The following is a 17,598-nucleotide window of genomic DNA, read 5'->3' on the forward strand; positions in this document are numbered from 1 at the left end:
CACGTCCGTCGGCGCGGGAGCCGGGACTCCGGGTGTGGTCCGCCCCCACAGGTGCCGCGCGGGTTGTGTGCGCCGCGCCCTGGGAAAGGCCGCGACGGGCCTCTAGCGTCGCGGCATGGCAGTCAGCGCTCCCCCCGGCGGACCCCTCGGCGGGCGTCGTGCCCTCGTCACCGGCGGCGCGTCGGGCATCGGCCGCGCCTGCGCCGTGCGCCTGGCCGAGGCCGGTGCCGCCGTCGTCGTCGTCGACCGCGACGGCGAGGCGGCGCGGGCGGTGGCGGAGGCGGTGGGCGGGACCGCGGTGGCGGTGGACCTGTCCGACCTCGACGCCGTGGACGCCCTCGACCTGGACGTCGACGTGCTGGTGAACAACGCCGGCCTGCAGCACGTCGCCCCGCTGCACGAGTTCCCCGCCGACCGCTTCTCCCTCATCCTGCGGCTGATGCTGGAGTCCCCGTTCCGGCTGCTCAAGGGCGCGCTGCCGCACATGTACGCGCGCGGCTGGGGGCGGGTGGTGAACGTCAGCTCGATCCACGGGCTGCGGGCCTCGGCCTACAAGGCGGCCTACACGACCGCCAAGCACGGTCTGGAGGGCCTGTCGAAGGTCGTCGCCCTCGAGGGCGCCGCGCACGGCGTCACCTCCAACTGCGTGAACCCCGCCTACGTGCGCACACCGCTGGTGGAAGGGCAGATCGCCGACCAGGCGAGGGTCCACGGGATGTCCGAGAGCGACGTCGTGGAGCAGGTCATGCTCGCCCCGGCCGCGGTCAAGCGGCTCATCGAACCCGAGGAGGTCGCCGAGGCGGTGGCGTGGCTGTGCTCCCCGGCCGCGGCCTCGGTCACCGGGACGTCGCTGGTCATGGACGGCGGGTGGAGCGCGCACTGACCGGGCGACCGGCGAGAATGCCCGCCGTGACCGGGACCGGTGCCGCCGAGTTCTTCGAGCTGCTGCTCGAGGACGCCGCCGCCATCGAGTACGAGCGCCCGCTGGTGCGCGCCCGCGCCGCCGGGGCCGACGCCGCCGACCTCGCCGAGCTCGACCGGGTGAAGCTGCTCGCCCTGCAGGTCCGGGAGGCGTTCGCCGCGCGCCGGCGCCGGGAGTCGGAACTGTCCGCGCTGTTCGACACCGCCGGCGACCTGGCCGCCCTGCGGGGGGTCGACTCGGTGCTCACCGCGATCGTCCGGCGGGCCCGGCAGCTGCTGGGCACCGACGTGTCGTACCTGACGCTCAACGACCCCGCCCGCGGCGACACGTTCATGCGCGTCACCGACGGCTCGGTCTCGGCCCGGTTCCAGGCGCTGCGGCTGCCGATGGGGGCCGGGCTGGGGGGCCTGGTCGCCCAGACCGCCGCCCCGTACGCCTCCGCCGACTACTCCCGCGACGACCGGTTCCGGCACACCCGCGAGATCGACGGCGGGGTCCACGAGGAGGGGCTGGTCGCCATCCTGGGGGTCCCGCTGGTCCGCGGCTCGCAGGTCGTCGGGGTGCTGTTCGCCGCCGACCGCACCGCCCGCACCTTCGACCGCTCCGAGGTCTCGCTGCTCGGTTCGCTCGCGGCCCACGCCGCCATCGCCCTCGACAACGCCCGCCTGCTGGAGGAGACGCGGGCGGCGCTGGAGGAACTGTCGGCGACCAGCCGGGAACTGCGCGAGCACACCGCCTCGGTGGAACGGGCCGCGGCCGCGCACGACCGGTTCATCGACGTCGTCCTGCACGGCGGGGGCGTCGACGACGTCGCGGCCGCGGTCCAGGAGGTCCTCGGCGGCTCCATCACCGTGCTCGACGAGGAGGGCCGGGGGCGGAGCTGGGACGCCGAGGGGGTGCGCGACCTCCCGCCGGACCCCGCCGGTGCCCTGACCCGGGCCCGCAGCACCGGGCGGACGGTGCGGGAGGGGGACTGGTGGACCGCGGCCGTGACCGTCGACCGCGAACTGCTGGGCGGGCTGGCCCTGCACCGCGAGGAGGAACTGCCCGAGGCCGACCAGCGGATCCTGGAACGCGCCGCGCTGGTCACCGCGCTGCTGCTGCTGATCCGGCGCACCGCCAGCGAGGCCGAGGGCCGGGTGCGCGGGGAACTGCTGGAGGAACTGCTGACCTCACCCGTCCGCGACCCCGAGGGGCTGCGGGAGCGGGCCCGCCGCCTGGGGGCCGACCTGGACCGGCCGCTGGCCGTCGTCGTGGCCCGCGTGGAGGAACGTTCCCGCCCCCGGGCGCTGGCCGCGGCGACCCACCTGGCCGCGACGCGCGGCGGGCTGGCCGGCACCCACGACGGCGCCGTGGTGCTCTGCCTGCCCGACCTGGACGCCGGACCGGCGGCCGCGGTGGTGCGGCGCGAGCTCGACGCCGCCGGAGCCGGCCCGGTGACCGCCGGGGGCGGGGGACCGGTCCACGAACCCGCCGGGATCGCCGCCGCGCACGCCGAGGCGGCCCGCTGCGCGGCGACCCTGACGGCGCTGGGGCGGACCGGCAGCTCGGCCGGCGCGGGCGAACTGGGTTTCTTCGGCCTCCTGATCGGGGAGGGCCGGGACGTGCGGGGGTTCGTGACCGCGACGCTGTCCCCGGTGCTGGAGTACGACCAGCGCCGCCGCACCGACCTGGTGGCGACGCTGGAGGCCTACTTCGGGGCCGGTGGTTCCCCCGCCCGCGCCGCCGACACCCTCGGCGTCCACGTCAACACCGTCACCCAGCGCCTGGAACGGGTCGGCCGGCTGCTCGGGGAGGACTGGTCGGCCCCGCAGCGGGCGCTGGAGGTGCAGCTGGCGCTGCGGCTGCGCCGGCTCACCGACGCGGGCGCGGCACCTACCCGGCAGGGGTGAACCGGGCGTCCCCGGACGAGCACGCGTTCTGGGTGTGGGCGTGCGGCCCCGTTGAACCTCACCCGGTCCCCCGACCGCGTGCGAGGCGGTGGCGCTGCACGAGCGCGGCCGGCCACCCGGCGGTGCGGGTGATCCGCACGTCGGGGACCGGACGGGTGCGGACGGCGACGACCTCCCACGGCAGCGGCAGCAGCAGCCAGCCGAGCAGCCCGCCGGTGACGACGGCGACGGTGATCGTCAGGCGCAGCAGGAACCAGCAGAACTTCGCCGTCCACAGCGGAACCCACACCAGCACGATCAGCAGGAACCAGGGCAGGTTCAGCGCGAGCAGGACCACCCCGATCACCGCCGAGACGGGGTCGTCGCCGGGGACGTCGGCGTCGACGAGGGGTTCGGGCGGGTCCGGGACCCGCAGCGGCCGCAGCCGCGGACGGGCCGGGGCCAGGGGCTGGACCCGGACGTCCCAGTCACCGGAGGACGAGGGGACGGCGGAGGTCACCGGGAGACGGTAGGGGTCCGTGCGCGGACCGGGCGGGGTGGGGAACCCGTTCGGGTGCGGGCCGACCCGGGGAACGGTCCGCACCACCCTCAGGGCACCGGCGCGTCGAACGTCTCCGGGCACGCCCGCAGGGCCCGCGCCATCGCCTCGGTCCCGTCGAACTGGAAACCCAGCTGCGTCGCGTACGCGGCGCAGGCCGCCACCTTCGCGGCCAGTTCCGCCTCCACCGCCCGGCGCGGGGAACCCGTGGGTTCCGACGCCCCGGAGCGCAGCACGTACGGGGTGTCCGCCCACCGGGCCAGCGGCAGCCCGCGGCGCACGGCGAGCGCGTCGACGGCGGTCCGCACGTGCCGGTGGTCGACGTGGTCGCCGAGGCCCTGCGGGCCCAGCAGCAGGTCCACCGGCCCGTCGAGGGAGCCGCCGTCGAGGAAAACCCCCAGGGCGGCGCCCACCGCGGCCGGGCAGTCCTCGTCCCCGGGGGCGACGGCCCCGAAGAGTTCGGCGGCGCTGCCGTAGCCGCGGTGCGGGGCCTCGGGCAGCGGCAGGTGGTGGCCGCGCGCGCCCAGTTCCGCCATCGCGGCGGCGTCCTCGGCGCGGCGGACCGCCATGTAGTCCACGTCGGGGGCCAGGCCCTTGTCGGTCTGGCACGCCAGCGCGAAACCCGTCGGGTCGGGCACGGTCGCGGTGAACACCGTCACCACGTGGACCTGCGCCCCCGCGGCGGCCAGCCCGGTCAGCAGGGCCCCGGCGGAGAACGCCGCGTCGTCCAGGTGCGGGGAGACCGCCAGGACCCGGGCCGGTCTCACAGCAGGTGCGGGGTGCGCAGGAACCGGCAGTCGGCGTCCGCGGTCGCCGGTTCCACGCCGCGGCCGGTGCTGGTGGGCCGCTGCGCCGGGTCCAGCCCCGTCCACGCCGTGTCCGGGGTGGTGCCGGCGAGGCGGTCGTAGACGGCCTCCACGCGCGCGGTGAGGGCCGGCCACGACCACACGTCGCGGACCTCGCCGAGCGCCTGCTGGGCCAGCTTCGGTCCCAGCGCCGGGTCGTCGAGCAGCCGGCGCAGCGCGGCGGCCAGCCCCGCGACGTCGCCGACCTCGTGCAGCAGGCCGTTCTCGCCGTCGCGCACGCAGTCCACGACCCCCACGGTGCGGGTCGTCACGACGGGGAGCCCGGCGGCCATGGCCTCCAGGATCGTGTTGGAGAAACCCTCCGACTGGGTGGGGGAGACGAACACGTGCCCGTCGCGGTAGACGGCCGGGGCGTCGGTGTACGGGACGTACCCGCGCTGCTCGACGGCGTCGCCCAGGCCGAGCTCGGCGACGAGGTCGGCCACGGCGGTGACGTCGGGCCCGATCCCGGAGACCAGCAGCCGCACGTCGCGGCCCTCGGCGCGCAGCGCGGCCAGGGCGTGCAGCAGATCCAGGACGCCCTTGCGGCGGTCGACGCGGCCGTGGAACAGCAGCGTCACCGGCCCCTGCGCGGGCAGCACCCCCACGGCGGTGTCGTCGGCGGGCGCGAACGCGTCGGTGTCGGTGGCCCCGCCCACCAGGTCGAACCGGGCGGGGTCGGTGCCGTGGTGCTCGACGACCTCGTCGGCGAACGTCTGCGAGCCGATGAGGACGGCCCCGGCGTGGTCGAGGACGGTGCGGATGCCCACCGAGTGCGCCGGGCAGCACAACCCGACCCAGTGCCCGTCGCCGCCCTGGACGCTGACCACCGAGGGCAGCCCCAGGGACGCCGACGCCTCCAGCACCGCCATGCCGGTGGGCCAGGCGTACTGGGCGTGCAGCAGGTCGAAGGGTTCCTCGGCGTGCAGGCGCTCGACGGTCTCGCGCATCGTGGCGATGTCGGCGGCGAAGTCGGCGTCGGAACCGTCGGCGACGCGCTGCTCGCCCAGGGCCTCCAGGCCCACCGCCCGCACGCCCGCCGGGACGCGGTCGGCCGGCGGCGGCCCGCCGCCGTAGACGGCGCTGCCGGCGGGGTCGCCGCGGAACTGCGACACCAGCACGACGTCGTGGCCGCGGGCCACCAGCCCTTCCAGCAGCTTCTCCGCGTACACGCTCATGCCCGACACCGCCGGCCAGTAGCGGCGGCTGACGAAGCAGATCCTCATGCTGTCCATCCCTTCGCGCGGGCCACGGCGGCCGCGTGCAGTGCCGGTTCGCGGTACAGCGGGTACAGGTCGCCCAGGACCCGGTCCAGCGCGGCGCGGTCCAGCCACGCCGGGCCGCCGACGCGCTCGCGCGCGGCGTCGGTGAGGTGGACCGGCGCGGCGGTGGCGGGGACCCCCGCGGCCCCGGGGGCGCCGAGGCCCACGATGCCGTGCAGCCCGGTGCGCCCGTCGCCGCGCGCCAGCAGGTCGGTCAGGCCGCGCTCGCCGATGCGCCCGTAGCTGACGATCTCGACCTCCAGGCCGGGCACGACGACGCGGGCCACCGCCACGCCTCCTGCGGCGTCGGAGCAGTCCAGCACGAGGACGTCGAAACCCTTCTCGCGCAGCATCCCGACGAGGTGGGCGGCCAGCGCCTGCTGCTCGTCGGCGCCCTCGGGGGCGCTCCAGGTGGGGAGGGTGTCGAACCGGCGGCGGCTGCGCTCGGCCAGCACGACCGGTTCGAGCAGTCCCCGCAGTTGCGCGGCGTCGCGCTCCAGCCACCCCAGCATCCCGCGCAGCGCGCGTTCCTCCTGGGTGGTGGGGTCGGCGGCGTAGCGGTCGACGTACCCGGCGGGGCTGATGGCGCGCACCGCGTCGAGGTCGCCGTGGGTGAACGCCTTGCGGGAGCGGGCCGCGGCGAACTCCAGGACGGCCTTGCGCAGCGCGACCTCGCGGTCGGGGTGGGCGGCCTCCCCGGCGGCGGTCACCATGACCGGCTGCAGCGGGGGGGGGGGGGGGGGGGGGGGGGGGGGGGGGGGGGGGGGGGGGGGGGGGGGGGCGGGGGGGGGGGGGGGGGGGGGCGGGGGGGGCGCGCGCGGGCCCCCCGCGGCCGCCCCCCGCCCCCCCCCCCCCCCGCCCCCCCCCCCCCCCCCCCCCCCCCCCCCCCCCCCCCCCGGGACCGAGGTCGAGGACGACGCCGGTGTCCATGGCCCGGAACCGGGTGCCGTTGCCGTCGCGCTGGAGGAGTTCCCCGATGCCGTGCGCCACGGCGCGTTCCAGGCTGTCGCCCGCGCCGAGGCCGTTGCCGTGGCGGGTGACCAGGCGGGGCAGGTCGTCCACGAACCCCGGCGGCAGTTCGTCGGCGTCGCGCAGGACGACGTCGGCCGGGGCCCACACCCGCTCACCGGTGCCGTAGCGCTGCAGCGGCAGCCAGTTCAGCACCGCGTCCGGGGCCCAGTCGGCCCCGGCGTCCAGGCACACCGACGGCGGGTCGAGCACGGCGTCGGCGCCGAACTCGGCGACGAGGTCGGCGCGGGTGCCGCGGCGGTGCTCCAGGGTGGCGACCTTGCGGCGCAGCAGCCCCAGCTCGGCGGACTCGCCCCAGCTGGAGCGGCGCGCGTCGGCGTCGGTCGCGCCGTAGCCGTGGCCGATGGCGGCCGCCCCGGCGCTCCCGGTGGCCGCGATTGTCCACCACGAGGGGATCCCCACGGTGTCCAGGCGGTAGGTCGGGAACTGGAACCGGTCGCGCTCGCCGAGGACGTCTCGGAACCGCTGCGTGGCGCGGTGGTCGCGGCCCTCCTCGACGGGGTGGTCGACGGTCAGGGGGTGTGCGGTCCTCACGCGAACACCCCCACCTTCCGGTCCAGCAGGTCCATCGGGACCGGGGACGCCGACGGGGGGTTGGCGAGCATGTGGTCCACCAGCGCGACGACGTGGCGGGTGGTGACCCCGCGGGCGAACTCGAACGGGCTGAACACCGTCTCGAACTCCAGGGCGCCGACGATCTCGCGCATGCTGCGCAGCTCGGCGCGCGAGAGCGGGATCTGGGCGTGGAACGCCTTGTGCGCGCTGAGGGCCGCGGCGTTCCCGTCCTCGTCGAGGTCGATCTTCAGGGAGTCGCCGCAGAAGAACAGGCCGCGGCCGGCGTCGTGCAGCACGCTGTGCCCGGGGAAGTGCCCGCCGGTGCGGTGCAGCGCGATCCCGGGCGCGAGCTCGGTCCGGTCGTCGGCGGGCCAGGTCACCCGGAACGCCTTGGTCCAGGTGAGGTCGTGGACCCCGACGGACACGACCGGCGGGTCGAGCTCGTCCTGCAGCTGCCACAGCCCGCCGAACCCGTGGACGTGGCTGGAGGCCAGGACCCGCAGCCCGCCGCGGCGGCGCAGCTCGGCCAGCGCGTCGGCGGAGTACCACGGCGCGGCCTCGAAACCCAGCAGGCCGTCGGCGGTCTCCAGGACCCAGCCGTGCGAGCCCAGGCCCACGACCGGGTCGCACCAGAACTCCGTCACCCCGGGCACGGCCTCGCGCCACGAGGTCGTGACGAGGGCGTCGACCTCGGTCTCGCGCAGGAACTCGAACCCGTCCTCGGGCAGTTCGTTGCGGACGTCCGAGCACACCGGGCACGCCGGCGGCGGGGTGTGGGCGAACCAGCGCTGCCAGTGCCCGCAGTTGGTGCAGGAGTAGGCGCGGTGACTGCGGTGGGCGCGGGTGGGCAGGGGGGCGAGTTCCCCGGCGCGGACCCCGCGCAGGGCGTGCGAGTCGTCGGGGCCGGTCACGCTCGTGCCTCCAGGGTTCGGGGTCCCGCGGTCGCGGACGCCGGGGTGATCGCGTCGTGCAGCAGGTGGAGCAGGCGCAGGTCGCGCGCCATCGGGAACCGCCACGGCGCCCCGCCGGTGACGGCGGCCTCCAGGGCGCGCAGCTCCCCGGTGAACGGGGACGTCTCCCGGTCGAACCCGACCTCGCGGGAGGCGCCGGTGGCCGCGTCGACGAACTCGACGTGCCCGCCCGCGTCCTGGCCCATGGTGTTCGTCGCGACGAGCTGCCCGGCGGTCCCGACGATCTCCAGCCGGCGGCGGGGCAGGGTCTCCACGGTGTTGAAGGAGTTCGAGATCGTCACCAGCACACCGGAGGGCGTGCTGCCGACGAGGACGGACCCGTCGTCGACGGCGTAGTCGTGGACGCGGTGCTGCAGGTGGGTGGTGGCCGTCGCGACGTCCTCGCCCAGCAGGGTCCCGACGAGGTCCAGGCCGTGCGGGGCGAGGTCCACGTAGGCCCCGCCGCCGGCGCGGACGGGGTCGACGCGCCAGTTGTCGCCGGTCGTGCTGCCCGGCGGCGCCCAGCCCGGCGGCAGCCAGCAGGCGTAGACGATGCGGACGGCCGTCACGGTCCCCAGGTCCCCGCGGGCCACCATCGCGGCCATCGCCTCGTGGGCGGGGTGGAACCGCTGGTCGAAGGCCGTGGCGGCCACGACCCCGGCCTGTTCGCACCCGGCCACGAGCGCGGCGGCGTCGTCGAGGTCGGCGGCCAGGGGTTTTTCGCAGAGCACGGCCAGGCCGGCCCGCGCGGCGGCCACGGCGACCTCGCGGTGGGCGTGGTTCGGGGTCGCCACGTACGCGATCCGGGCCCCGGGGGTGGCGAAGGCGGCGGTCAGGTCGTCGTGGGCCTCGGCGCCGGGGAACCGCGCGGCCAGGGCGCGGGCGGCCTCGAGGTCGCGGTCGACGACGGCGACGACGCGGCTGCTCGCCGACGCGGCCAGGGCGGGGGCCATGTGGTCGCGGGCGACCCAGCCGGCGCCGGCGACGACCCAGCCGGTCCGCTCGTCGTGCGCTGCCTCGTGCGCTGCCGGGTGCTGGACGGGGACGGTCACGGAACTCCTCGATCGGGGTTTCAGCGCACGGGGATGCCGGCGCCGGCGAGCACGCCGAGCTGGAACTGCTGCACGGCACCGGGGTGCACGATGTCCAGGTCGTCGAGGGCCTGGGCGGCGGTGAACGCGGCGGCGCGGGCGTGGTGGTGGACCTGGAGCACGCGGTCCAGCACGTCGGCGGTGTTGAACACCCGCCCGATCGCGGTGCCCGTCGTCTCCCGCTGCGGCAGCAGGTCGCGCAGGTGCCCGGCCAGCCCCAGCGGCAGCTGGCGCAGGGAGCGTTCCTCCAGGGCGGCCAGCACCGGCAGGTAGTGCTCGCCGAGCAGCACCTCCCCGCCGAAACCCGCGTCGGGCAGGTCGCCGTTGGGCAGGTGGTGGGCCAGCGCCACGAGGAACGCCTCACCGCGCCCGACGCCGAAGCGGGGGGCGACGAGCGCGGAGTACACGGCGGTGACGAAGCAGTGGTCCCCGTGGCTCTCGGGGGGTTCGACGACCACGCGCGGCAGGTCGGGGTGGGTGGCCCCGGCGCGCGGCTGGCGCACGAGGGCGTCGACGAAGGGCGGCGCGGTCGGCAGCAGCGATTCGTCGAACGGTTCGGGGTCCAGGGCGGCGCGCAGGTCGGCCAGGTCGCCGAAACCCCCCTCGGCGGTCGAGGTGACGGCGTCGAAGGCCCGTTCCAGGACCCGCAGCCGCTCGGCGCGGTCCAGCCCGGCGGCGGCCAGCACCCCGGCGTCCACGCCCGCGAGGCGGGCCGCGACGAGCGCGTGCGCGACCTCGCGCAGCGCGAGCCGCTGCACCTGTTCCGGGGACCAGTCCCGCAGCAGGAGCCGCCAGGACCGGGTGAAGGCGCGGTCGGCCAGCGACCCGGGGCCGCGGGCGTCGCGCAGACGCTTCACGTCGGCGACCTCCCGCAGGAGGGTCAGAGTGGTGGGGGGGACGACGGGGCCGCCGGTCTCGGGGAGTTCCGCACCGAGTTCCGCGGTGGCCGGCGACGGGGTCACCGGTGACCTCGGTCACCCGTGGTTTGGATGAGGAGCACGCGAACACTCTGCCCGCGGCCCCGGGGGTCCGCGCGGCGAAACCCTCGTGACGATCCTCACCCGTCCGCTCGCGGTGCGTCAGCGCACGGGACGTGGTTTCGTGCCGGAGGGAACCCGTCGCGCCGCTCCGTCGCGACCGGCCACCGTGACGTCCCCGCCGCGCCGCCCGTCACACCGCCGTCACGCCGGCTCCACGCCGACCGAGCCGCCCCGGCGCACCACTTCGAACCCAGGAGTCCCCGTGCCCGTGACCCCGCACCCGATCCGCCTGGCCTACAACGCCAACGGCCTGCGCTCGCTGGACGTCGGCGACGCCGTCCGCACCCTGGCCGACCTGGGCTACGACGGGATCGAGCTGTCCCTGAACCACCAGCACGTCGACCCCTGGGCGTTCGGTCCCGCCGACGCCGACCGCCTGCGGGCGACGCTGGAACGCACGGGCCTCACCGCGTGCAGCCTGGCGACCGGCGACCCGCACCTGCTGAGCGACTCCCCGTTCGAACCCGCCCTCGTCGACCCGGACCCGGCCGAACGCGCCCGGCGGCTGGACCTGCTCCAGCGCGGGGTCCGCGCGGGTGCCCTCATCGGCGTCCCCCTCGTGGTGTTCTCCTCGGGCCGGCGCCGGCCCGAGGTCGCGCCCGCGCAGGCCGACGCCTGGTTCGACGAGGCGCTGGCCGTCCTGCTGGACACCCTGCACGACACCCTCGACGCCGCCGGCCTGCCCCGCGGCAGCACGGTGCTGGGCATCGAGCCCGAACCGGGTTTCCACTACCAGACGAACGCCGAGGTGGCCGCCGTCATGGAACGCACCGGCAGCCCGGACCTGTGGCTGAGCCAGGACCTGGGGCACTGCGTCGTCGTCGAGGACGACGCCCTGGGGTCGCTGGAACGTCACCTGCCGTTCACGCGGCACCTGCAGGTGGAGGACATCGCCGACCGGGTCCACGCGCACCTGGTGCCCGGTGACGGCCACGTGGACTTCGACGCCGTGGGCGCGGTCCTGGCCGCGGGGTACGAGGGCTGGGTCAGCGTGGAGCTGTACGACCACGACCCGGTGCACCGCGAGGCCGCGCGGCGCAGCCGGGAGTTCCTGCGCGAGGCGTTCCCGGGCCTGCGCACCCCCGCCACGATCGACCTGACCACGCCCGCCCCGCGCCGCGAACGGGTCGCCGTCCCGCGCTCCTGAGGCCGAGCGGCTGCCCGGCCACCACAGGGTCTTCGACGACGCGGTGGGCGACCTCAGCCGGATCCCGTCGACGAACCCGTCGACGCTCACCCCTTCACTTCCGAGCCATAGCGATATATCGTCGAAGCATCGCGAGGCACTCGGCTTCGCGATGACGTGGAGGTGTGTCGTGAGAGGGAACAAGTTCCAGCAGATGTGGGGCGGGCACGTCGAGCACGCCCGGGGGCACCGCCCCGGCGGGCCGTTCGGCGGGTTCGGTCCCGGCTTCGGCCCGGGGTTCGGTGGGGGCTTCGGTCCCGGGTTCGGCGGGGGGTTCGGCGGGGGTCCCGGCCGGGGCGGCCGCCGCCCGCGCGGTGACGTGCGGGCCGCGGTCCTCGTCCTGCTCGCCGAGGGGCCCAGCAACGGGTACCGGATCATCGGCGAGGTCGCCCGCCGCAGCGAGGGGCAGTGGAAGCCCAGCCCCGGGTCGGTCTACCCGCTCCTGCAGCAGCTGCAGGACGAGGGCCTGGTCGTCGCCGACCCCGAGGACCCCAAGCGGTTCACGCTGACCGACGAGGGCCGCGCCCACGTCGAACGGGAGTACGGCGACACCCCGCCGCCGTGGGAGACGCTCGACGGCGGCCCGGACCGCGAACGGGCCCACGCCTTCCGGCGGCAGCTCGGGGCGCTGGCCATGACCTACCAGCAGATCGAGCTGGCCGGCCGCCCGGCCGACGTGCGGCGGGCCGGGGACGTCCTGGAGAAGGCGCGGCGCGAGCTGCTCGCGATCCTCGCCGAGGACCTCAGGGAGACGCCGGGAGAGTGACCCGCGGGGTCGCCACCAGCGGCGTCAGGGCGTGGACGAGCCGCACCCGCCGCCGGTCGGCCAGCACCGCCGGCAGCAGGTCCGCCCGCACGGCCAGGTTGGCGGTCAGCTCGTGCACGTCACCGCCCCCGCGCACCGGCCCCGTGCTGGCCCGGGCCCCCTCCCGGTGGTGCCGGACGTGCCCGACGACCCAGTCCGGCGCGACCAGCACGTCGCACGTCGTGGTCAGGACCAGCGTCGCGGCTGCGTCGGCGGGGTGGTCGGCGAGCGCCGCACCCAGCCCCTGCGCGGACCGCGACCGCAGCTCCTCGCGCGACCGCGCCCCCGGGTGGTGCTCGACGGTGAGGGTGACCCCGTCGAGCAGGTTCAGCAGCGGCACCCAGCTGGCCAGCACGGCGTCCACGGCGGCCGGGTCGGCGCTGGTCGCCAGCACCAGGGTCGTGGGCACGCCCGCGGCGGTGCTCTCGTCGGCGGCGGCGACGAGGTGCTCCAGGCTCGCCTCCAGCGACGGCAGGTCCGCGGGCAGGACGGGCAGCAGGGCGTGGGCCCGGGTCACCGGCACGACGTACCACCCTCCGATCGTCCGCGACCGACCGTGATCGGCCGTCCAGCGATGGTGTCGGACGGCGGGCCCCGGCACTTGAACGCCAGTTCCTCCCCGGTCTTGACCCTGCCGCTGCGTCAACTCCTACCGTCGTGGACGTGGGACGGGAGTGGACGATCCAGCAGGTCGCGCGGGCGACGGGCACGACGAGCCGCACGCTGCGCCACTACGGCGAAATCGGGCTGCTGCCCGCCTCCCGCACCGGGACCAACGGCTACCGGTACTACGACGAGGCGGCCTTGCGGCGGCTGCAGCGGATCCTGCTGCTGCGGGAGCTGGGGCTGGGCCTGGCCGCGATCGGTGACGTCCTGGCCGCCCGGGTCGGGGAGGAGGGCGCGCTGACCGCGCACCTGGCCCAGCTGGAGGAGGAGGCCGCGCGGATCGCGCGGCTGACGAGGTCGGTCCGCCGGACGCTGGCGGGCCTGAGGACGGGGGAGGGGATCGCCGTGGAGGAGATGTTCGACGGGTTCGACGCGAGCCGGTACGAGGAGGAGGTCGTCGAGCGCTGGGGCCGCGCGGCGCACGAGGACGGGCAGCGCGCCTGGCGGGAGCTGGGTGAGGCGGGGCGGCGCGCGCACCTGGCCGAGCACGAGGCCGTGGGGGCGGGGCTGGCCGCCGCGGCCGCCCGCGGGGACGCGGTCGAGGACGGGGCCGTGCAGGAGCTGGTCCGCCGGCACCACGCGTGGGTGTCGGTGTTCTGGACGCCCGACGCGGCGGCCTACCGCGCCCTGACGCGGGGGTACGTCGAGGACGAGCGGTTCCGCGCGACCTACGAGGCCTTCGGCCCCGGGACGGCGGAGTACCTGCGCCGCGCCGCGGACGTGTTCGCGCAGCGTGCGCTGAGCTGACACTCGCCCGTCACCCTCCGTGTCGGAGGTCGGGTGCAGTCTTCCGGGATGAGCGACACGGACACCGGGACCGGTCTGGGGATCAGCCGCGCGGGAGCGCCGGACCTGCGGGGGAGGGCGGGGTACGACCCGCGCTTCCTCGCCCCCGGCCCGTGGATCCCGCTGCCCGAACCGCTGGACGGCGCGCAGGTCGTGGTCCTGCCGTACACGAACTTCTCGATCGTGCAGCGGCCGGACCGCCGCCTGGCCGCGGCGACGGTCGTGGCGATCGACGGCGCGGCCCTGGTCGACCTCGACCGCGGCGGGGACGCCTGGTTCACCGACCCCCGGATCGGGCCGGACGAGCAGGCCGGGGCGGAGCTGTACGCCCGCAACGACTTCGACCGCGGTCACCTGGTGCGCCGGCGGGACCCGGTGTGGGGTCCGCAGGCGCCGACGGCGAACGCGGACACGTTCGCGTACACGAACGCGGCCCCGCAGGCGTCCCGGTTCAACCAGTCGAGCGAGCTGTGGCTGGGTCTGGAGGACCACGTCCTGGACCACGCCCGGCGCTGGGACCAGCGGATCGTCGTGGTGACCGGCCCGGTCTTCGCCGACGACGACCCCGAGTACCGGGGGGTGCGCATCCCGCGCCGCTTCTACAAGATCGCCGCGTTCCTGCTGCCGCAGCCGGCCGACCTCGACCCCGACGAGGAGGTGTCGGTGCTGGCCAGCGTCGGGTTCGTGCTGGACCAGACCCCGCTGGTGGAGCAGGTCGTGGGGGCGCCGTCGGCGCGCGACGTCCCCGAGCTCGGGGGTTTCCGCACCTTCCAGGTGCCGGTGGAGGACATCGGGGACCTGACGCAGCTCGACCTCGGCCCGCTCGTCGCGGCCGACCGGCTGCCGGGGCTGGTGCCGGCCGCGGCCGGCGACGAGGTGCCCGCGTGGCGCCCGCTGGCGACCCCGGGGGACCTGCTGCTCTGATGGGCGCGTGAGCGCGCAGTGGTGGGAGCGGGTCCGGGCGGCGGAGACGGCGCAGGCGCAGGACCTGCTGCGCGGGTTCGTGGCCGAGCTGCACCGCCGCGGCCGCGAGCCCGGCCCGCTGCGGGCGCGGGCGGGGTCGGTGCGCTGCCGCACCGACGTCGTCGGCTGGTACCTGCGGGCGAACGGGTCGCTGGGGGTGGACCCGGCGGGGCGGTACTACGTGCTGGACGTCGCGCCGGTGCTGCTGGGGCGGTTCCGCCGGGTCCACCTGGAACCGGTGGAGCCGCCCCTGCAGGTCGGGCGCGGTGCCCGCGACGGGGAGTCGGTCGAACTGGCCGAGCTCCTGCGCCGCAGGCTCACCGAGCTGTGAGGTTCAGCCCTTGCGGAACTGCACGACCGCCCAGCTCAGCGGGGGCAGCACCACGGTGGCCAGGCCCTCGGTGACGGTGACGTCGTCGAGGCGGCGCAGCCCGACCTGCTGGTGGTCCCCGTCGCGGTTGGTGGTGTGCCGGTCCTGACCCTCGGTCGCGGCGAGGACCTTCGCCTCGGCGAGGCGGTCGACGTCGAAACCGCGCAGCGGGACCTCGACGGAGGCGGGGTCCTCCAGGTCGCGGTTGGCGAGGAAGACGGTCAGCGTCTCGTCGTCGTAGGTCGCCGAGGCGTCCACGACGTCGACGTCGCCGAAGTTGCCGGTCTCGTACGTGTCCGAGGTGGTGACGACCTGCAGGACGTTCCCCCGGGCGAGCTTGCGCATCTGCTCGAAGGGGTGCGCGATGGACTGCTTCCACGCCTCCCCGCCCGCCTCGCTGCGCAGCAGGCCGATGACGTTGACGAGCTGGGCCTGGGCGCCGATGTGGACGCGGTCGGAGTGGCGCAGCAGGGAGTTCAGCAGGGTTCCGACGACGACGGCGTCGGTGATGGAGTACTCGTCCTCGATGACGCGCGGGGCGACGTCCCAGGGCTGAACGCCCTCGGCGTGGTGGGGGCGGCTCTGGTACCAGACGTTCCACTCGTCGAAGCTCAGGTTGATTTTCTTGTTGTGCTTCCCCTTGGCGCGCACCGCGTCCGCGGTCGCGACGACCTGCTCGATGAACAGGTCCATGTCGACCGCCGAGGCGAGGAAGTTCTTGGTGTCGCCCGGCTTCTCCTCGTAGTACGCGTGCAGGGAGATGTAGTCGACGGCGTGGTAGGACAGCTCCAGGACGGTCTGCTCCCACTCGCCGAACGTCGGCATCGAGCGGCTGGAGGAACCGACCGCGACGAGTTCGATGTCGGGGTCGATGGAGCGCATCGCCATGCCGGTCTCGGCGGCCAGGCGGCCGTACTCGGCGGCGGTCTTGTGACCGGTCTGCCAGGGGCCGTCGAGCTCGTTGCCCAGGCACCACAGCTTGATGTCGAACGGGTCCTTGGAACCGTGCGCCTTGCGCAGCTCGGAGAACTTCGTGCCGGAGTCGAGGTTGGTGTACTCGAGCAGGTCGCAGGCCTCCTGCAGGCCGCGGGTGCCGAGGTTGACGGCCATCATGGTCTCGGTCCCGACCTTGCGGGCCCAGGCGTCGAACTCGGCGAGGCCGAACTGGTTGGTCTCGACCGAGCGCCACGCCCGGTCGATGCGGCGGGGACGTTCCTCGCGGGGGCCGACGGAGTCCTCCCACTCGAACCCGGAGACGAAGTTCCCGCCGGGGTAGCGCACGACGGTGGGGCCGAGTTCCTTCGTGAGCTCCAGGACGTCGGTGCGCAGGCCGTCCTCGTCGGCGCTGGGGTGGTCGGGTTCGAAGATCCCGGTGTACACGCAACGGCCCATGTGCTCGACGAACGAGCCGAACAGCCGTCGGGGGACCGGACCCACGGTGAAGGCGGGGTCGAGGGCGAGGCGGGCGGTGCGCACGGATGGCTCTCCTGGTTCGCGTCACGTCGGTGTGAGGAGCTGGTCACTGCGGTGGTGCTCTGGTCGTCCGGCGTCGTCTCCGACGCCGTCTTCCAACGTTGCAAGTGCAACGTTGGAAGTAGTGAACGCGAAACCGGCGACGGCGTCAAGGCACCGGTGGCACAATGCGTCGGTGCCTGCCGGTCCCTCCCCGTCGCGAACCCCCGCGCGGCCGACGACGTTGCGGGACGTGGCCGAAGCGGCCGGTGTCTCCATCAAGACGGTCTCCAACGTCGTGAACGACCACCCGCACGTGCGGCCCGAGATGCGCGAGCGGGTCAAGGAGTTCATCGAGCGCCTGGACTACCGCCCCAACGGGATCGGCCGGCAGCTGCGGCAGGGCCGGACCGGGCTGGTGGCCCTCGCCCTGCCCAACGTGACCAGCCCCTACTACGGGGAGCTGACCTCCGCGCTGGTGACCGCCGCCCGCTCGCGCGGCATGACGCTGCTCGTGGAGCAGACCGACGGCGACCTCGAGCGCGAGCGCGAGGTCGCCGGCGGCTTCCCCGTCCGCCTGGTCGACGGGCTGGTGTTCGTCCCCCTGACCATGCCCGTCGGCGAGCTCGCGCAGCGGCGCGACTCCACCCCGGCCGTGCTCATCGGGGAGCACGGGGAGGGGTCGGGCTACGACCGGGTGACCATCGACTCCGTCTCCCTGGGCGACACCGGGGTCCGCCACCTGGCCGAGTCGGGCCGGCGGACCATCGCGTTCCTGGGGGACAAGGCCGCGGACTCGCTGCGTCCGCCCGTCGTCTCCCAGCGCATCGAGGGCTACCGCAGCGCCCTGCGGCGGGCGAAGCTGCGCTTCGACCCCGGGCTGCTGTGGCCGCTGCCGGAGTGGGAGCTGCGGCACGGCTACGACGGGGCGCGGGCGCTGATGGCCGCCCGCCCCGACGTCGACGCGATCTTCGCCGCCAACGACCTCGTCGCCTTCGGCGCGATGCACGCCCTGCGCGAACTGGGGCTGCGGGTCCCGCAGGACGTGGCCGTCGTCGGCGTCGACGACGTCGAGCAGGCCCGCTACGGCGCCCCGACCCTCACCTCCATCGCGCTGGACCGCTCGGAGATGGCCGACCTCGCCCTGGGGCTGCTCGCCGACCGGCTGGCCGGGCACCACGGCCCCGAGCGCCTGCTGACGGTCAGCGGCCGGCTGGTGGTGCGGGAGAGCACCGGCGGCTGAGAC

Annotated in this window: 17 protein-coding genes and 1 pseudogene; 8 read left to right on the top strand and 10 right to left on the bottom strand. The window is 75.6% G+C overall.

The genetic code is table 11. The features are described 5' to 3' along the window. Nucleotides 1–115 precede the first annotated feature (115 nt). Nucleotides 116–883 (top strand): 3-hydroxybutyrate dehydrogenase, encoded by a 768-nt coding sequence (locus ACRYRX_RS04035; RefSeq protein WP_432510527.1) that lies wholly within the window; start codon nt 116–118, stop codon nt 881–883. Between the two features lie 17 nt (nt 884–900). After that, the gene (locus ACRYRX_RS04040; protein WP_432510664.1) at nt 901–2,814 is read left to right on the top strand and encodes a helix-turn-helix domain-containing protein; all 1,914 of its coding nucleotides are present in this window, start codon (nt 901–903) and stop codon (nt 2,812–2,814) included. A gap of 58 nt (nt 2,815–2,872) precedes the next feature. On the opposite strand, the gene ACRYRX_RS04045 is transcribed toward ACRYRX_RS04040, so the two are convergent. The 8 genes and pseudogenes from ACRYRX_RS04045 to ACRYRX_RS04080 all read right to left on the bottom strand — a co-directional run bounded on the left by ACRYRX_RS04045 (nt 2,873) and on the right by ACRYRX_RS04080 (nt 10,046). Further along, on the bottom strand, nt 2,873–3,313 hold the full coding sequence (locus ACRYRX_RS04045) for a hypothetical protein (protein WP_432510528.1): 441 nt from the start codon (nt 3,311–3,313) through the stop codon (nt 2,873–2,875). A gap of 89 nt (nt 3,314–3,402) precedes the next feature. Further along, complete coding sequence (locus tag ACRYRX_RS04050) at nt 3,403–4,119, bottom strand: PIG-L deacetylase family protein (RefSeq protein WP_432510529.1); 717 nt, start codon at nt 4,117–4,119, stop codon at nt 3,403–3,405. Beyond that, nucleotides 4,116–5,423: a glycosyltransferase family 4 protein gene (locus ACRYRX_RS04055; RefSeq protein ID WP_432510665.1), complete on the bottom strand. Its 1,308-nt coding sequence runs from the start codon at nt 5,421–5,423 to the stop codon at nt 4,116–4,118. Before ACRYRX_RS04055 ends, ACRYRX_RS04050 begins: the two co-directional genes overlap by 4 nt. After that, complete coding sequence (locus ACRYRX_RS04060) at nt 5,420–6,172, bottom strand: YcaO-like family protein (RefSeq protein ID WP_432510530.1); 753 nt, start codon at nt 6,170–6,172, stop codon at nt 5,420–5,422. Before ACRYRX_RS04060 ends, ACRYRX_RS04055 begins: the two co-directional genes overlap by 4 nt. A gap of 250 nt (nt 6,173–6,422) precedes the next feature. Continuing rightward, a pseudogene (locus ACRYRX_RS04065) lies at nt 6,423–7,022 on the bottom strand (YcaO-like family protein); the annotation flags it as partial. Beyond that, entirely contained in the window at nt 7,019–7,954 is a 936-nt protein-coding gene (locus tag ACRYRX_RS04070) for an MBL fold metallo-hydrolase (RefSeq protein WP_432510531.1), read from the bottom strand. The gene ACRYRX_RS04070 and the pseudogene ACRYRX_RS04065, both read right to left, overlap by 4 nt. After that, complete coding sequence (locus ACRYRX_RS04075; protein WP_432510532.1) at nt 7,951–9,045, bottom strand: Gfo/Idh/MocA family protein; 1,095 nt, start codon at nt 9,043–9,045, stop codon at nt 7,951–7,953. The genes ACRYRX_RS04070 and ACRYRX_RS04075 overlap by 4 nt, the downstream gene beginning before the upstream one ends. Before the next feature lie 20 nt (nt 9,046–9,065). After that, nucleotides 9,066–10,046 (bottom strand): HD domain-containing protein, encoded by a 981-nt coding sequence (locus ACRYRX_RS04080; RefSeq protein WP_432510533.1) that lies wholly within the window; start codon nt 10,044–10,046, stop codon nt 9,066–9,068. A gap of 280 nt (nt 10,047–10,326) precedes the next feature. Between ACRYRX_RS04080 and ACRYRX_RS04085 the strand changes: the two genes are divergently transcribed. After that, the gene (locus tag ACRYRX_RS04085) at nt 10,327–11,271 is read left to right on the top strand and encodes a sugar phosphate isomerase/epimerase family protein (RefSeq protein WP_432510534.1); all 945 of its coding nucleotides are present in this window, start codon (nt 10,327–10,329) and stop codon (nt 11,269–11,271) included. A 169-nt stretch (nt 11,272–11,440) separates the two neighbouring features. Continuing rightward, nucleotides 11,441–12,076, top strand: coding sequence for a PadR family transcriptional regulator (locus ACRYRX_RS04090; protein ID WP_432510535.1), 636 nt, complete (start codon nt 11,441–11,443; stop codon nt 12,074–12,076). Here ACRYRX_RS04090 and ACRYRX_RS04095 read toward each other — a convergent pair. Continuing rightward, nucleotides 12,054–12,632 carry a hypothetical protein gene (locus tag ACRYRX_RS04095; protein WP_432510536.1) on the bottom strand — a complete coding sequence of 193 codons (579 nt, stop codon included), beginning with the start codon at nt 12,630–12,632 and terminating at the stop codon, nt 12,054–12,056. The two genes, ACRYRX_RS04090 and ACRYRX_RS04095, sit on opposite strands and share 23 nt — an antisense overlap. Nucleotides 12,633–12,778: 146 nt before the next feature. Here ACRYRX_RS04095 and ACRYRX_RS04100 point away from each other — a divergent pair, with 146 nt between their 5' ends. From ACRYRX_RS04100 to ACRYRX_RS04110, 3 genes are read left to right on the top strand one after another with little or no spacing between them, the layout of a single operon-like run. Next, complete coding sequence (locus tag ACRYRX_RS04100) at nt 12,779–13,528, top strand: MerR family transcriptional regulator (RefSeq protein ID WP_432510537.1); 750 nt, start codon at nt 12,779–12,781, stop codon at nt 13,526–13,528. 48 nt (nt 13,529–13,576) lie between these two features. Continuing rightward, entirely contained in the window at nt 13,577–14,491 is a 915-nt protein-coding gene (locus ACRYRX_RS04105; RefSeq protein ID WP_432510538.1) for a DNA/RNA non-specific endonuclease, read from the top strand. A 7-nt stretch (nt 14,492–14,498) separates the two neighbouring features. Next, nucleotides 14,499–14,861: a hypothetical protein gene (locus tag ACRYRX_RS04110; protein ID WP_432510539.1), complete on the top strand. Its 363-nt coding sequence runs from the start codon at nt 14,499–14,501 to the stop codon at nt 14,859–14,861. Nucleotides 14,862–14,864: 3 nt separating this feature from the next. On the opposite strand, the gene arfA is transcribed toward ACRYRX_RS04110, so the two are convergent. Then, complete coding sequence (gene arfA, locus ACRYRX_RS04115) at nt 14,865–16,376, bottom strand: arabinosylfuranosidase ArfA (RefSeq protein ID WP_432510540.1); 1,512 nt, start codon at nt 16,374–16,376, stop codon at nt 14,865–14,867. 172 nt (nt 16,377–16,548) lie between these two features. Here arfA and ACRYRX_RS04120 point away from each other — a divergent pair, with 172 nt between their 5' ends. After that, nucleotides 16,549–17,595 carry a LacI family DNA-binding transcriptional regulator gene (locus tag ACRYRX_RS04120; RefSeq protein ID WP_432510541.1) on the top strand — a complete coding sequence of 349 codons (1,047 nt, stop codon included), beginning with the start codon at nt 16,549–16,551 and terminating at the stop codon, nt 17,593–17,595. The last annotated feature ends 3 nt before the right edge of the window (nt 17,596–17,598 follow it).

Source organism: Kineococcus lubricus (genome assembly GCF_050871965.1).
Classification (GTDB): Bacteria; Actinomycetota; Actinomycetes; order Actinomycetales; family Kineococcaceae; genus Kineococcus.